The organism is Rahnella sp. R3(2024), assembly GCF_042920125.1.
Lineage (GTDB): Bacteria > Pseudomonadota > Gammaproteobacteria > Enterobacterales > Enterobacteriaceae > Rahnella > Rahnella rivi.
Map to the genome: position 1 here is coordinate 1,456,031 of NZ_JBHGBU010000001.1, position 14,760 is coordinate 1,470,790.

The 14,760-nt window shown below is 48.5% G+C and carries 16 protein-coding genes; 5 read left to right on the plus strand and 11 right to left on the minus strand.

The window, feature by feature from the left end; translation table 11 throughout:
• Nucleotides 1–473: 473 nt before the first annotated feature.
• From ABSH60_RS06520 to ABSH60_RS06535, 4 genes are read right to left on the minus strand one after another with little or no spacing between them, the layout of a single operon-like run.
• Nucleotides 474–1,856: a DHA2 family efflux MFS transporter permease subunit gene (locus ABSH60_RS06520; RefSeq protein WP_390973228.1), complete on the minus strand. Its 1,383-nt coding sequence runs from the start codon at nt 1,854–1,856 to the stop codon at nt 474–476.
• Between the two features lie 28 nt (nt 1,857–1,884).
• A complete protein-coding gene (locus ABSH60_RS06525; RefSeq protein ID WP_122096435.1) occupies nt 1,885–2,865 on the minus strand; it encodes a hypothetical protein in 981 nt (326 codons plus the stop codon).
• Nucleotides 2,862–4,004, minus strand: a complete 1,143-nt coding sequence (locus ABSH60_RS06530) for a hypothetical protein (RefSeq protein WP_122096436.1) — start codon at nt 4,002–4,004, stop codon at nt 2,862–2,864. Before ABSH60_RS06530 ends, ABSH60_RS06525 begins: the two co-directional genes overlap by 4 nt.
• A 48-nt stretch (nt 4,005–4,052) precedes the next feature.
• On the minus strand, nt 4,053–5,480 hold the full coding sequence (locus ABSH60_RS06535) for a bifunctional 2-methylcitrate dehydratase/aconitate hydratase (protein ID WP_122096437.1): 1,428 nt from the start codon (nt 5,478–5,480) through the stop codon (nt 4,053–4,055).
• An 80-nt stretch (nt 5,481–5,560) separates the two neighbouring features.
• Between ABSH60_RS06535 and ABSH60_RS06540 the strand changes: the two genes are divergently transcribed.
• Nucleotides 5,561–5,722 (plus strand): hypothetical protein, encoded by a 162-nt coding sequence (locus ABSH60_RS06540; protein ID WP_390973231.1) that lies wholly within the window; start codon nt 5,561–5,563, stop codon nt 5,720–5,722.
• A 216-nt stretch (nt 5,723–5,938) separates the two neighbouring features.
• Entirely contained in the window at nt 5,939–6,826 is an 888-nt protein-coding gene (locus ABSH60_RS06545; RefSeq protein ID WP_136375270.1) for a LysR family transcriptional regulator, read from the plus strand.
• A 163-nt stretch (nt 6,827–6,989) separates the two neighbouring features.
• On the opposite strand, the gene ABSH60_RS06550 is transcribed toward ABSH60_RS06545, so the two are convergent.
• The 5 genes from ABSH60_RS06550 to ABSH60_RS06570 all read right to left on the minus strand — a co-directional run bounded on the left by ABSH60_RS06550 (nt 6,990) and on the right by ABSH60_RS06570 (nt 10,981).
• Nucleotides 6,990–8,204, minus strand: a complete 1,215-nt coding sequence (locus ABSH60_RS06550; protein WP_390973233.1) for an acyltransferase family protein — start codon at nt 8,202–8,204, stop codon at nt 6,990–6,992.
• Nucleotides 8,205–8,397: 193 nt separating this feature from the next.
• The gene (locus tag ABSH60_RS06555; protein ID WP_136375272.1) at nt 8,398–9,234 is read right to left on the minus strand and encodes an MBL fold metallo-hydrolase; all 837 of its coding nucleotides are present in this window, start codon (nt 9,232–9,234) and stop codon (nt 8,398–8,400) included.
• A gap of 10 nt (nt 9,235–9,244) precedes the next feature.
• Entirely contained in the window at nt 9,245–9,571 is a 327-nt protein-coding gene (locus tag ABSH60_RS06560; protein WP_217202696.1) for a hypothetical protein, read from the minus strand.
• A gap of 43 nt (nt 9,572–9,614) precedes the next feature.
• Entirely contained in the window at nt 9,615–10,181 is a 567-nt protein-coding gene (locus ABSH60_RS06565) for a peptidylprolyl isomerase (protein ID WP_390973236.1), read from the minus strand.
• Between the two features lie 17 nt (nt 10,182–10,198).
• Nucleotides 10,199–10,981 carry an alpha/beta fold hydrolase gene (locus ABSH60_RS06570; protein ID WP_122096442.1) on the minus strand — a complete coding sequence of 261 codons (783 nt, stop codon included), beginning with the start codon at nt 10,979–10,981 and terminating at the stop codon, nt 10,199–10,201.
• Nucleotides 10,982–11,313: 332 nt separating this feature from the next.
• Between ABSH60_RS06570 and ABSH60_RS06575 the strand changes: the two genes are divergently transcribed.
• Nucleotides 11,314–11,727 carry an FAD-dependent oxidoreductase gene (locus ABSH60_RS06575; protein ID WP_238485023.1) on the plus strand — a complete coding sequence of 138 codons (414 nt, stop codon included), beginning with the start codon at nt 11,314–11,316 and terminating at the stop codon, nt 11,725–11,727.
• Nucleotides 11,728–11,782: 55 nt separating this feature from the next.
• Here the strand turns inward: ABSH60_RS06575 and ABSH60_RS06580 are convergent, their stop codons facing one another.
• On the minus strand, nt 11,783–12,292 hold the full coding sequence (locus tag ABSH60_RS06580) for a GrpB family protein (protein ID WP_013578386.1): 510 nt from the start codon (nt 12,290–12,292) through the stop codon (nt 11,783–11,785).
• Between the two features lie 236 nt (nt 12,293–12,528).
• On the opposite strand from ABSH60_RS06580, the gene ABSH60_RS06585 reads away from it, so the two are divergent.
• Nucleotides 12,529–13,131 carry a LysE family transporter gene (locus ABSH60_RS06585; RefSeq protein WP_390973238.1) on the plus strand — a complete coding sequence of 201 codons (603 nt, stop codon included), beginning with the start codon at nt 12,529–12,531 and terminating at the stop codon, nt 13,129–13,131.
• Between the two features lie 104 nt (nt 13,132–13,235).
• On the opposite strand, the gene ABSH60_RS06590 is transcribed toward ABSH60_RS06585, so the two are convergent.
• A complete protein-coding gene (locus ABSH60_RS06590; RefSeq protein ID WP_390973240.1) occupies nt 13,236–13,481 on the minus strand; it encodes a hypothetical protein in 246 nt (81 codons plus the stop codon).
• Between the two features lie 167 nt (nt 13,482–13,648).
• Between ABSH60_RS06590 and ABSH60_RS06595 the strand changes: the two genes are divergently transcribed.
• Nucleotides 13,649–14,686, plus strand: a complete 1,038-nt coding sequence (locus ABSH60_RS06595) for an aminopeptidase (protein WP_122096445.1) — start codon at nt 13,649–13,651, stop codon at nt 14,684–14,686.
• Nucleotides 14,687–14,760: the final 74 nt, after the last annotated feature.

Consider the following 14,760-nt stretch of genomic DNA (forward strand, 5'->3'; position numbering starts at 1 on the left):
TGCATATGGCTTGATTCTAAACGACATATCATATTGAGCGCCTAACAACATCCCCATTGCACTGTGACAACTAATGGTGTTCCTCTCATTTTCCAAGATGAATATACTGTTCTTACAGTTTCGATGAGACAGGACTCAGGCGTCTGAAGGAAAAAAGAGCAAAGTCCGCTCTTGGCACATAACTGACAGCCCTTATAGATGTGACGATAATAGCGATCACCAAATGCACGGGACTACTCAAATCAGTTTTATTTAACCAGTTTTAATTGGTGGTCATTCTGGTGGTCTTGACAGGGAGAGTTTTCAGGTTTGGCTTTAATATTAGCCAGTTACTGGCAAAAGCGATCCCAGTCAGAGGAGCCAAATTAGAAAAGCCCGCTTAAGGAAACTTAAGCGGGCTTTTTGCTTTTCATGCCCGGCTACTGAAGAAACCCTCGCCGCTGAACAATGCAGCCGAATGTCTGTCCAGTTTATTACCGGTGCAGGCGTAACATGCTTGTGAAAGTCGATAATGCGGAGATAAGGCACGCCAGCCCAAAGACATAGACGCCAAACTGCGCGCTCGCGTGCCCCGTCAATCCGTTCAAAAGTGCAATCACCATTGCCACCAACGCCGCACCAATAGATTGTCCGGCAGTTCTGGCGGTCGACAATACCCCCGAGGCCGTTACTGTTCGATTCCCTGCGACATTGGAAAACATCTCTTTGTTGTTCGGCGGCAAGAAGAGTCCATAACCCACCCCACACACCGCCACACGCCAAAGAAAATCATTCACCGTCGCCGCTTCCGGCAGCAGAGCCAGAGACCCTAAACCCAGGCAGAAAATCATCACGCCGACCGTCGATATCTGAGTAGGATTTAAACGGTTGGACAACCTGCCAGCGACCGGGGCACAGATTGCAACGGCAATTGGCCACGGTGTAAAGATGAACGCCGATTCCAGGACAGAATAGTGATAGGCATGCTGCAGTACAAAGGGCAAACCGACCAGCGCCATCCCCTGAGCCACAAACATTGAGACAGAAGAGATCACCGCGAAGCTATATCTCCGGGAACGAAATATATCGAGAGGCAGCAGCGGGTTCTTTGAACGCGTCTGCGCTTTAAGAAAGATGGCGATCAGCGCCACCGATGCGACGCCACAAAGTATCAGTATGCGGCTGTCCCAGCGTCCGATTTGATCAACAGCCATGACCATCAGCCCTAAGGCGGCGGCGGAAGTGATAGCGCCTCCCCAATCGAAGCCTTTTTCCCTCTCGTTATCGACGCCCAAAGAGATAAGCGAGAACACAATGGCAAGTACGCCCAACGGGATATTGATATAGAACAACCAGGGCCAGTCAAGATAAGAGATGATCAGGCCACCTAACGCAGGACCAATGGCCGTACCCACCGCAAATGCCAGCGCATTCAGCCCTAAAATGGTTCCCAACGCATTCGGCGGAAAGATAACGCGGTAGAGACCCAACCCGACACTGATCATCACCGCATAACTCACCCCCTGAAGGACTCGCATGGCCACCAGCATGCCAAAGGTCGAGGAGAGGCTGCAACCCAGCGATGCCAGCGTAAACAACACCATGCCCGCCGTGTAGAAGCGCCGCTCCCCTATCCTTGAACCCAGCGATGCACAGATCAACATCGTTGCAGCGCTGGCAACCTGATAGCCGTTGGTCACCCAGATGACAGAGGCCGAATCCACCTGTAATGCTTCGGAAATAGTGGGTAAGGAGATATTGACGATGGAACTGTCCAGCGCCGCCATTATCACACCAATCAAAATGGCCGCAGCTGCCATATAGCGCCTTGGGGCCTCAAATCCTTGTTCTAAGGTACTGCTGCTTACCAACGACATATCCTTAACATCCTATATTGAATGGGAATCACGCACAGAGGCTTTCAGTCTCGGCACTCGGCCCTTCGAGGTAGGTCAGCAGACCCAGCATCAACACTTCTTCGGGGCTGGCTACAACGGGAGAACGCGGTGCTTTCCAGGGTTGTTTGCTGCCGTTGATCCGGATACTTCTCAGGAAACAATAGGTCGTGAGGACATAGAACCGGTTTCGCATACTTTCCCCCATCAGCGGCAGCAGACCTGAAATACCGCCTAACTCCGGGATCTCGCTGAGGATGCTGCCGTAGTCTGGCTTCGCCAGCACAAACATCAGTGCATCAGTCATGGGGACCATTTTGACGGCATCTTTCACTTCGGCCGCCAGTTCATGCCAAAACGAAAAGGCAAATCGGGAGAAGCCGAAAAGCGGGTCAAGCCCCCTGACCGAAAAATCAGGGTCGATGAAGCGGGTCTGAGCGTGTTCCTCGTTATAAAGCACATTGCCAAAATGAAAATTGAAATGGGCTTTTTCTACCGATCTGAACTCTTCGGTTCTGGCCAGTTCCAGAGATTTTTCGAAAACCTCCCTTGCCGTTATGCAAAATCGCGCGCCATTAAGCAGAATAGGTTTATCAAACAGCTCGTGTGCAAAACGCGTACCTTCCCACTCTTCCAATAATCTGGCGGGCATATCATGGGTCATCGTCGACGGCGCCTCTGACTCCAGGCCGATGGCTTTCTGCACGCTTTCCAGTGCATTTCTCACGATCATCCGGCGTTCAGCCAGCGACCGCTGGTCGTCGAACACGATGTTGCACAAAGGCAGGGAATCCATCTTTTCGAGAATATAAAATTGCCGCCCGGCAGCCAGCCCGTCGTGTAATACCGGAACCATCAGTTCCGGATAGATATCGTGCAACGCGCGTATCTGATCCACTTCTGCTTTCAGCTTGCCATTGAACATTTCGGACATGGCTGTCTTCACGACGAAGCCTGAACTCAAGAAATCGACTGTGTGTGAGCTTGTCATTTTTCAATCCCCTGGAAAGTGGCAACGGGCAGGCCAAGCGCGATGCTGCGCGCAACGGCACGAACAACAGCGCTATAGCCGACGGTGTTGTTAACAAACGACTGGATAATGATTTCACTCAAATTCTGGCTTGCCAGATAGGCAGGACGGAGAATGAGCAGATGATTCTTGTCTGAGAGAATCGTTGAGCACCTGCGTTCGTAAGCATACGCACGGCTCCCTAAAGGGCTTCGGGATGCCTTAACAACATGAGGATGTGTTTCGCTCACTCGCTCAATCGCCTCCTCAATGAGCCCCCTGTTCAACGCGCCGTCATCCTTTACGATAAAACGGTTTATCTGATATCCCGGCGCATGTACCGGTGCACGTAATGAAACGGTATTCACTAACGGTGCCCAGGGCATCACTTTGTCCTGACTCATGGCGATTTGTGAGAAGCTCGGACGGAGGTTGTCGCGCGCATCCTGAAGGCGGCCTTCGAAGGATCGGGTACCGAGTACACCGTTAGGCGTATCTGGATGGACGATATCGGTTTCAACCGACACGATATGCGAGGCATTGCAATTGATGGATCTCAGTGCGTCGGCCAATACGCGCAGCGAGGCATGCATCCCATTCGTCTGACACGACCCGAGACAATACATGCCAGAATCGACCACCTGACGCTGTATCGTGCCAATATCATCGCGGGTAAGATCTTCCAGGCAGCCATAGATACTCGGCAGTTCATTGGCCTCTGCCACGCCCAGCACTACATCGGCAAGTTCTTGCATGTTACGGGCGACAGGGCTGTTCTTGTCCATGTCCAGTTTGCTGGTCGCGATAAAACCAATGTCGAAGCGACCCGTTTGCGGAGGAAGTTCTTTGGCAAGATCGCCGAAGAAAAAGTGCACCTCACGCCCGTCGATGTTGAGGGTGTTGCCATCGATAATGTTGATCTGAGACTGGATGCCGGGATGCGCCATCGCCAGACGGGCAACGATGCCATCAATCGGACCCAGTTCAGGATAATGTTTATCTAAAGAAGGCGCATTCGTGACCACAGTTTGAATCGCAAAACCATCCTTCGCCGGATCATTTTGAATCAGCAGGTTTGCGCCGATCTCCGCTCCACAACCCACCAGTATTGCTTTTTTCATTTCACTACCTCGCGCTCAAGGAATAACTGAAAGTGTTTTAGATGCGGCCTAGTCCCAGGAAAACATTCTCAGGAGGTCGGTAACGGACATGGCATCCAGTTTCGATTCACTAATCAGGGTTTCGGCCAGAATATGGGACCGGTCACCCAGCGGGCTGTCCGAAAGATTCAGATGGAATTTGGTGAGCAGCGCCTCGAAACACTCGTCACGACGACGGACATGTCCGAGCGGATATTCGATGGTTTCAGAGAGTTCCTCCGTCATTCCATGACATTTCAGAAAGAGCGCATTCGGAATGGCGCGCTTTTCTGCGTCGTAGTAGCTCTCTGTAAAGGAAGGACGTTCAGTGCAGGTAATCTTCAATCGCAGGGCATCCAGCAAAGGATCGCTGGCGAGCGGCTCGTGGAAATCCTTAATCGTCAGGTTTCCGGTTTGAAGCCCTACCGCAACCATGTACTGGAGACAGTGATCGCGATCGGCGGAGTTATTCAGCGGCCCTGATTTATCAATGATCTGAATCGCCGGACGCGTTGTCTCCACCCGCACGTACTCGATGCTTTCTGGAGAGAAACCGGCGGCAAGTATCCGTTGACGAAGATTAATGGCCGCTTCTACCGCAGTCTGGGCATGGTATTCAGCAGGGTTGGGGACTTTGAACAAGATATTCTTAATGACAAAATCTGACAGGTTACGCGACAGATTAAAGGGTTTGCCTCTCAAAACCGCATCATCGAATCCCCACCGACTCACCGTCAGCGCAGTGGGATAACCCATTTCGCCACTTTGCGCGAACAGCGCCAGTTGCAGGCCACGCGCCGTCGCGTCACCAGCGGCCCAGGACTTACGCGTTCCCGCATTGGGCGCATGCCGGTAGGTTCGAAGAGAATGGCCGTCGATAATCGCGTTGGAAAGTGCACTTAATGCCTGGTCTTTTGACAAACCGAGCAGTTGAGCAGAGGCGATCGCTGAAGCCACCTTAACCAATACAACGTGATCAATACCCAGCGCATTAAAACAGTTCGACAGACACAGCACGCCATGGATCTCATAGGCGCGAATCATCGTGTTCAACACTGCCGTCATGTCAGTCGCTGGCTTATCCGCGGCTGCCAGACTCTGCCATGCTGCGGCCGCCAGGATAGCGCCCAGATTATCGGACGGATGCCCCCACTCTTGCGCAAGCCATGTGTCATTGAACTCCAGCCAGCGGATCATCGAACCGATATGAAAGGCCGCTTCGACAGGTCCTAGTCTTAGCCCGGTACCGGCAACCGGCACACCGTCCCGGCTCTTGCTGAACTGAGCAGCGCCCATCAGTTTCATACAGTCATGATCGGTAGACGCGGCAATCGCGCAACCTATCGAATCCAAAAGGCAAAAACGGGCCAGTTGTAAAGTCTCATTATCGAAAGTTGCTTGCTCATAGGCATAGTCAACCAGCTGAACCATTAGCTCATCAAACTCTGCGTGCGCCATATTTCATCCCATAACCAAAAAATGAATTATCGAAATACAAGTCATGGAGACCCAGTAATATATAAATGCAGAAAATAGATATGGATAACGAATTGATTTATATGGAAATAATTCGCCATCACAAATCTAATCCTAATTGGCATGGCAATAAAATACCAACGAATAAAATCGAGGGATTCATCGAAAATATTGATGCCGTAACAATATTCCTATTGAAAATAATGTGCTGGTCAGGGAAATGAGCTACTGAGAGGAAGTGTAAGCAGAGTCTGTTGTTATAATTCACAATTCAGAATTAATGTCTGTTTGAAGAGTAATAATACTGACCCGCCCTTAACGTGGCCAAAAAGTGATCGGACCTGCATATCCAGGGGGGTTAAAACATAGTGACAAACTTATTAATACAGAATATAAATAATTGTTGTGACGGTGAACTAATTTTTAGCATGAGGTCTCAAATGAAGCTAAGTGAACTTCTTGCGTTCGTGACAGTCGTGGAGACAGGGAACATAACCCAGGCAGCCGAACGTCTTAATCGAGTGCAGTCGAGTATTTCCCACCGAATCAGGAGCCTGGAGGATAACCTGGATGTCACCCTATTAGATCGAAAAAACGATGGATGCTCACTGACTGCGCAAGGCCAGATACTTTATGACTACGCGCTTAAAATATTGAACCTTGCAGATGATTGTAAAAACAACATTTCCCACTCTAAAAGTAGTCAACTTAATATACGTATTGGCATTATAGAATGTTTGCCACCCTATATTGTCACTTCACTGATCGATTTAGGACATGATTTGGGTTGGAACATAGATATTTCAATTGGAAATACCATAAGCTTACTCAGCGCTTTTGATCAAAACGAGTTTGATGCGGTCATCATCGGCGCAGGTTTTTCAAATACCCAACATGCACGTTCCATATTACTCTCCAGTGAACTGGTCATTATCACTGAGAAAGATTACCCAACAATAAAAGATATCTCGAGTCTGGATGGGGAAGTTTTTTTGCTTAGCAGCAAGAAATGTGCAACCACTACCCGCAACTATAATGTTCTTTTCAGTGAAGGACATATCACCCCTAAGCGCGTAGTCGAATGCGGATCCTATCCCGTGCTGTTCTCGAGCATTGCTGCGGGAAAAGGCGTGTCGTTAGTATTACGTTGTTCGATCAGCGGCGAAGTGCAAAACAAGATAAAAATTCACGAACTCTGTGGCCAGTTCAATGACTTCAAAATAGAACTTGTTTACCGTACCGATTCACCTTACCTGGATAGCACTAAATTCAGAGGCATAATGACCTCCGTTTTTCAGGATCCCCGACTGCACAATATCGGTTATTAACTCTTTCGGCGTAAACAGGAACAAATTCCCTATCTTATTGATGGCCACTCATCAAACAGAGGTTGAGAGCATACCTCTGGCGTATGCCCTCCCACTCAAAATATGCTAAATCTTTCGGAATAAACGCTTTTTGATAAAGAGAGAATCAATTCCCTGCCAAAGATTATGCCGGCTTACGCAGAATCAAAAACCCTTTCTTTCTGCACTTTTCCAGGATTAACTTCATCATTGGCACTTCAAAGTACTTATACAAGAATGATGCAAATGAGACGGTGAGAACTAACGCAACGACGAGAAGCATAATACCTTCCGGTAAACTGAATTTTCTCCCGGCGGTGAGATTGAGGAAATAGAAGAGCACTAAAAAATGAACCATATAAAATGCATAAGATATCTCTCCTAACCACACAGACGTTTTAGCGTTCAGCATTGTATTTCGGTTTTTTAAATCATCACCCGCAATCGAAATAATTAATAAACAGACAGGAATAATGAAAACTACACTCATACTGAATTGGTACGGGATGTACATGGATCCGATGTAAGTCACGGCAAGCAGGGCAAGCGAAGCCGTTTTCGTCAGAATGAGTGCTCGTCCGTTCATCAACAACCGTGCTGCAAACATACCGGCCAGAAACTCAAAGATGCGTGATGGAGGAAAAATATACGAAATCCAAAAGTGCTGCTGTGAAATAGGAAATGCCCCCATCATCGTGTTTGGCTCAACCCAAAGATAAATATACGTCTGAACCAATAAGGATGCCGCGGTAACGATTGTGAATCCAGGTAAATCGAATTTTTTAGGTATTGCCTTCATGACTCTAAAAAGAAAGGGAAAAGAGAGATAAAACATTGCCTCTATGCAAAGAGACCAGCTGGGTCTGTTACCTACAAAAAAATAGTGAACATCATCAACCCAGGTATTCAATAGCAGAAGATTTGATGTCCATAGTTTATATTGATATATGCTGATGGCACCAATAATGAACGCCATTACCAGGGTCAGACAGTGGGTGGGATAAATCTTTGCAAACCGTCGCAGGTAAAAATCACCCACGGTGTCGTTATCTTTCGCGGACCACACCATAATAAATCCGCTGAGTATGAAGAAATATGAAACACCCAGCCAACCCGCTTTACCCATGATAACAGTGAAAATATGCTGAACAGTGGGATCTGAAAATGGAGCGAGATCACTGGCCAGCGATGAGTGAAATAAAAATACTAAAAAAGCAGCCCAGAATCTGCTTCCCGTAAGCGATGGTAATTTTGGCGGTGGCGGTAATTTATCTGTCGTGATTGACTGACGACTCTCTACTTCATTTACGTCACCGTGAATAGCATCAAGACTTATTTCTCTCTTTATTGCAGGATTCATTGCGTTCCCCCTGAGGATAGGATTTTATGCCGGAAAATTTATTCAGTTGTATAGCGACAATGTTACACAGGAAAAAATTAATAACGGCAAGGCAACGTCAGTGGGTCTGGTATATCGCCAAAAATGCCACGTTGCGTTGCCGGTCAGGAAATAAATTCATTTCAGAGCAGAACGTCATACCTACAGTTGTTAACTATTCGATATCGACGATCCCATATCCCGATTTACGCTTTTCAATATAACCAAATCCTTGCTCACCAAAATGCATACCACCGACCAGGATCTTGTCCAGGCTAACCCTCTCAAGCAGGTGAGTACGTGTCTCTGCCGCCAGTTGAGGATCATAGTCAAAGGCAATGGCAACCTCCGGTTTAAGCAGTTGAATATGAGGGAAATGAACAATATCACCCCAAATCAACAGACTGCTTTTGCTGCCCTCAATCCGGTACCCCGTATGCCCCGGCGTGTGACCTTTCAGCGGGATGGCAAAAACGCCGGGAAATATCTCGCCATTGTCGACCAGGCGAAGACTTTTCTGATACTTTTTAAATATGCTCCGCGCTAACAGGAAATTACCTTTTATCCGGTCACTGACGGCAGCGAAATTTTCATCGTCTTCCAGATAATTAAATTCATCGCCATTGATGATCAATTCGGCATTCGAAAATACAGCTTCACCTTCTGCACTTAATAAACCGCCAATATGGTCTGGATGTGCGTGGGTGAGAAGAACGGCGTCAATATCGTCAGGTTGTATATCCAGCCTGGCGAGATTGGCAATCAGCCTGCCTCCCCATCCCTTAACACCACCTGCCCCGCTATCAATAAGAATATTTTTTCCTTTCCTGCGTATTAAGAAGGTATTGATATGCACCGCATTGAGTTCACTGACTTGTGCGCTGCGCTGAATTTCCTCGCACTCTTGTTCATCCACATTTGAAAGCATTCCGAAGCCGACCTGCAAATATCCATCGCTCACCGCTATGACCTCTGTATCGCCGAGATCTCTGGTTGGAAAATTGGCATTCATAATCTGTTCCTTAGTTCTTTGCATAAATATTACTCGCGTCAAAAGAGAAACAACGAATTCTCGCTGTGACTCCTGTCTTCTCCTTAATTAATAAATCCACCTGATGCATGAATTCATCCAGCACGGACACCGTTCGGAAAACTTCCTGCCTGAGCCTGGCTTCAAAGTAGACCGGCGTGCCAAAACCTATCTCTGCGGTGAGAACGCTGATGTGAATATTATTTTCTTTCGCTTTCAGTATCTCTTTGGCGAGAAGGGCTAAAGCGGTTGAAAATTCCGCAAAAGAATCTGCATCTAACCGATGGCTTGCAGACGTATAGAGCGTAATGCTGGGCATTTTACATCGACTCCTTCGAATGAATAATTAACCCGTTGGCGGTTTATACTGCTCTGGCAGAGACTAACCTCATGCTTTTTATGATATCCGGATTAACCACCGTGCCTATTTCAGGCTCCCCCTGGCGGAGCTTATCAATTAACTCAATGCCACGCGTGACTTGCCCAAAAGCCGTGTATTTTTGGTCTAAATACCCTGCTCTGGCGGAGGTGATAAAAAACTGATGGCTGGCGCTGTGTGGATGCCGTGATCTGGCCATGCCGACTGTACCTCGCTCGAAAGGCAGAGGATTAAATTCTGCGGTCAGCGCCGGTAATCTCATGTAATCCAGCCCTGTCTCTTTTATCGGATCACCCGTTTGCGCCATAAAACCCTCAATGACCCGGCTAAACGGCATGCCATCGTAAAATTTGGCCTGCACCAGAGATTTTATGCGTTCAACATGCCGGGGGGCTAAATCGGAAAATAAACGGATGGTGACGGTTCCCCCCTTCAGTTCCATCTCGAGGAGATCGCCCTTCTGATCCATTAACCCTTTTAATGCGGCAGGAAGCATTAAAGCACCTGCGCACAGGCTCAGGCTTGCGCCAATAAACAACCGACGATTCATAAGATTCACTCCGAGTGTTAATGCGTATCCTTCTTCTCAATAAACGAGACGATTTCATCAGTAAGCGCCTCGGGTTGCTCAAAATTCGGTAAATGCGCTGCGTCGGGCAGGGTATGCAATTCTGCATGACGCTTTTCGGCCAGCCGTTGCGCGTAGTCCGGGGGCGTAAGTTGATCCTCGCTCCCTCTCACCACAACAGCCCTTACCCCCGGAATAGTCATATCGGTGAGATCGGTATCGGCGATGGCATAAGAGCAACCCGCGAAGGCTTCAACGGTTGTCCGGCGCAGCATCTGCTTCATCCCGTCTGCGTAAGGCGAGTCGATAAATTTCGGTGTCACCCATTTGCTTAAAATTCCCATCTCCAGATGTTCGACACCGTGGTGGAATACATCTTCAGCCCTGGCTCGCCAGAGCGAAGGCGGGGCGGCATTCACAAGTGCAGTATCAATAATAATCATTCCCTTAACTCGTTTGGGTATCTTAAATCCAATCCATTGCGCTATTGTCCCGCCGATTGACACCCCTGCCACATAGAACTCATTGATTTGAAGATGATCCAGCGCCGCCACGACATCGTCTGCCAAATCTGACATTGAAAATGGCAGAGCGTCGACTGCGCTTAATCCATGCCCGCGAATGTCCAGGCGAACAACGCGATAACGTTCACTCAGACGCGGCATTTGCAAATCCCAAAGGTGCAAATCCGTCCCCAAAGAATGAAGAAGCACCACCGTAGTTGCATTTTTTTGACCCTGCACATCGACGTGCTGAGTTAATTTAAGTGGCCGAATAAACATTTAATACTCCATATTATTTTTTCAATTTCATGGAAATAAGTGTTCTCGTTATAATGCTAAATATTCAACACGATACTCACGTTGCTATTATTAAAGTAATTCTCATCTTTGCTCTAACGGATAATTTCGATGTCACTATCGAAATTATAGATACGAGGCGGATCGGCCAATCGATCGTCGAAGAGAGACTATTTCTTCCGCTCGCCTTTGTAAGCGCAAATTATCCCACGCGGATCTCCTGCTGCGGCATATCGTTAGCCCAATGACGTATTAGACATCTATACGGCTGTCTATTAGGATCGCACCACCAGGGATAACGATATGACTCACCCATGAAAATTAAACATTTACCTCTTGATCAAAATATCAATGGCTGGGCCGCGCTGCGGGGTATTACGCCACGTCATCCCGGCTTGCACGGTAAGGTTACGGCTGACTGGCTGGTGATTGGCGCCGGGTTTGCGGGGCTGGTATTTGCACGGCGAATTGCCGAACTTCGTCCGCACGAAGACGTGGTGGTGCTTGAAGCGCTGGATGTTGCGGATAATGCCTCGGCGCGTAATTCGGGATTTGTAATCGATTTGCCTCATACCGTCGGCAGCACGTCGGCTGAGCTGGAGCAGGCGCATACTTATCGCCGCCTTTTACAGTACGGACTTCAACATCTGAAAGACACCGTCGATCAGCATGGGATCGCGTGCGACTGGCACACAGCAGACAAACACGTGACGCTGAAGGTCTGCTGAGAGCGAGGAGTGGACATACCACCACATCATGCATTTGTGCCAAAAGTAACTTTTGTTATTTGTAGTCTCTAAGTGCCAGCCGGAGATGATGAGCGATAAAGTCGGCTTTAAGAGTACTATAGAGAGGAATATTATCCTCACTTGCCAGTGCTGCAGCATGCTTTATCTCAGCATACTCATCAGCTTCTTTCTTGTTTTTTCTCAAATAATCGCGGAACGCCAGATGTTTTACTATTTGAGGATTGCCTACGCCAAAAGCATGAACGTGATGACTACGGTGCTCTTCTCCTTTAGTGAAATATCTTCGATTTGGAATTCCATTTTCACCACGAACGCAGTATCCGGCACGCTCCATTGCAAAGTTTAATTTATCCAGCTCATCCAGATCATATACCTCCAGCAATATATCTATGATTGGTTTTGCTGATAGCCCCGGTATAGACGTACTGCCAATATGATGAACCTGTGAAATTACCTTCCCCAGCGTGTTCTGTAATAAGCCCCTTTCAGCCTCATATCGGGTATGCCATTGCTCTTCATACTCCACAACAATGATCCTACGCATTTTTTACTCCGGTTAACTTCTTTGAGGTTTTACTAAACCATCATTTATGTTGATAGCATGATTTGATGTCCGCTTTTGGCACACAGCAGACAAAACACCTGACGCTGAAGGTCTGACGAGAGCGAGGAGCCGACCTTTCATTCATGGCGGCTATATGTTTTCATTGTGTTAAATACAACATTCTCGAAGCGCCTTGACTGGCAATACAGTAGAGCGTCAATGACTATCAAAAATCTATGGATCTAAACCTTCTTGGGTTTATGCCAGCACTACTCCCTGTTGCACTGTCCCCCGGAGCAAGTTTCACTCTTGTTATGAGCGGTGCTCTGGCAGGCGGTCACAAAGGGCTGTTCAGGACTCTTGCCGGAACAGCTTTGGGCATTTATACCCATGCAGTTCTCATAGGGTTTGGTATTACCGCTGTGCTCATATCTTCTCCAGCAATTTTTGCTGTGTTGAAATTGTTCGGAACTGCCTATCTGCTCTGGTTAGGAGCGATGCTTATACGCAACGGCATAAGGGCAAACCCAGAAGGGTTTGCTGATACGAAGCATTCGGTGACTTTAAGAGAGGCCTGGATAGCGAATGTTTTGAATCCTAAAGCCATCATTTTCTATCTGACAGTCGTTTCGCAGTTCGCAGGGGCACAGGGAGGTGTTTGCAACTATCTGACACTGGCATCAGTACATGTAGTCGTTATGAGCGTTTGGCTTTACGCTGTTAGCCAAACACTGATCTTTTCAGTAAAAAAAACCAACCCATTTATGCTCAAAAAATACGTCAACATTGCGGGCGGGATGTTGCTAATTGCTTTTTCTCTGCACAGCCTGATCCCGTAATTCATCACCTATAGCGACAACGTCCGCTCTTGGCCGATTTCTGCTTGTCACGACCGACAGCTATGGCCGACTGTCGCCGGTCAAGCCAGCGGCCTTGTCGCTATTTAGGAGCCATTTGGTGTGGAGTGCAAGAATTTACCGCCTTTAGCTTCAACTACCGAGCGAACGGCCCCGGCGTATGATTTCGAGCCGATAAATGCAAGTTGTAATTTAGGAAGCATAGTTGATGTGTTACTTAAAGCTGCAATGGCTGAGTTAGCTGCAAAAGAACTATTAGTTACTAAATGGAATATAGAGCGCCAGGCGGCGCTCGGTCTTGCGGGATTTTTCTCTGCCTGAATATTTTTCATGACCCTTTCGCCTATGGCGGTCGCGACAAAAAGAGCGATTTCGGATTTGGGAAATTGTCTATTGGCTCACACAATCGCATACTATCCGCCCTGTAAGACCGCCACGCGCGGCCTGCTGCTTTGATTGCCTTCCGGTCACCCTGACCAATTTACAAGGATTTTTGGCTATGTTTTCTTTCTTACGCATGAAGCTGTCGCTGCTGGCTTTAGGCCTGAGCTGCGCCGGTATGGGCCATGCGCTGGCGGCCACTGCGCCGCTTCCCCCGATGGGCAAAATTGCCAGTCAGCAAATTCGTCATATCGCCACCTATTTTCCGGGGCGGATGGCAGGCAGTCCGGCGGAGCTAATCGCCGCCGAATATCTGAATCAGCAATTTACTAAATTCGGTTACCAGAGCAATCTGCGCGGTTTCGATACCCGTTATCTCTACACCAGTAACGATGGCAAGCAGGACTGGCACACCCTTCATGCCACATCGGTGATCGCCGCGCGCGCCGGTGAAGTGCCACAGCAAATCATTGTGATGGCCCATTTCGACACCTATATGCCGCAAAGTGACGCCGATACCAATCACAACCTTGGCGGCCTGACGTTGCAGGGTGTCGATGACAATGCGTCCGGCATCGGCGTGATGATGGAGCTGGCCGAGCGGATGGAAGCCATCCCGACGCATTACAGCCTGCGTTTTGTCGCGCTGAGTGCCGAAGAAACCGGGGCGAAAGGCGCAGAAGACTTTATTAAGCGGATGAGTGCCGAAGAGAAGAAAAATACGCTGCTGGTGATCAATCTGGATTCACTGATCACCGGCGATAAGTTGTATTTCAACAGCGGGGTGAACACCTCGGCGGCGGTGGCTAAACTGACCCGCGTGCGGGCAATTAATATTGCCCACAGTCTGGGGATCCCGGCGGAAAGTCATGCAGGGGCACATTGCTGTGAAGGTTTACAGGCGCTGGACGATGCGCGTCTGCCGCTGCTGAATGTCACTGCCACCAATTACGCGCTGGGTAAAAAAGACGGCGTCCAGCAACGGGCGATCAGCAGCCATTTCCCGCTGGGCACTGCACGGTATCAGAGCCAGTTTGATAATCTGCAATATCTCGACAGCGTGTTACCTGGGCGCATCGACAAGCGCGCCAGAGACAGTGTGAAAGTATTGTTCCCGCTGCTGAAAGCGCTGGCGAAACCGGCAAAACACGCCTGACTTTTTACTGGCCGTGCAATTGAAAACGGACGCCATAAGCGTCCGTTTTTTTATTGGGAAAGATGCAGCGAAAG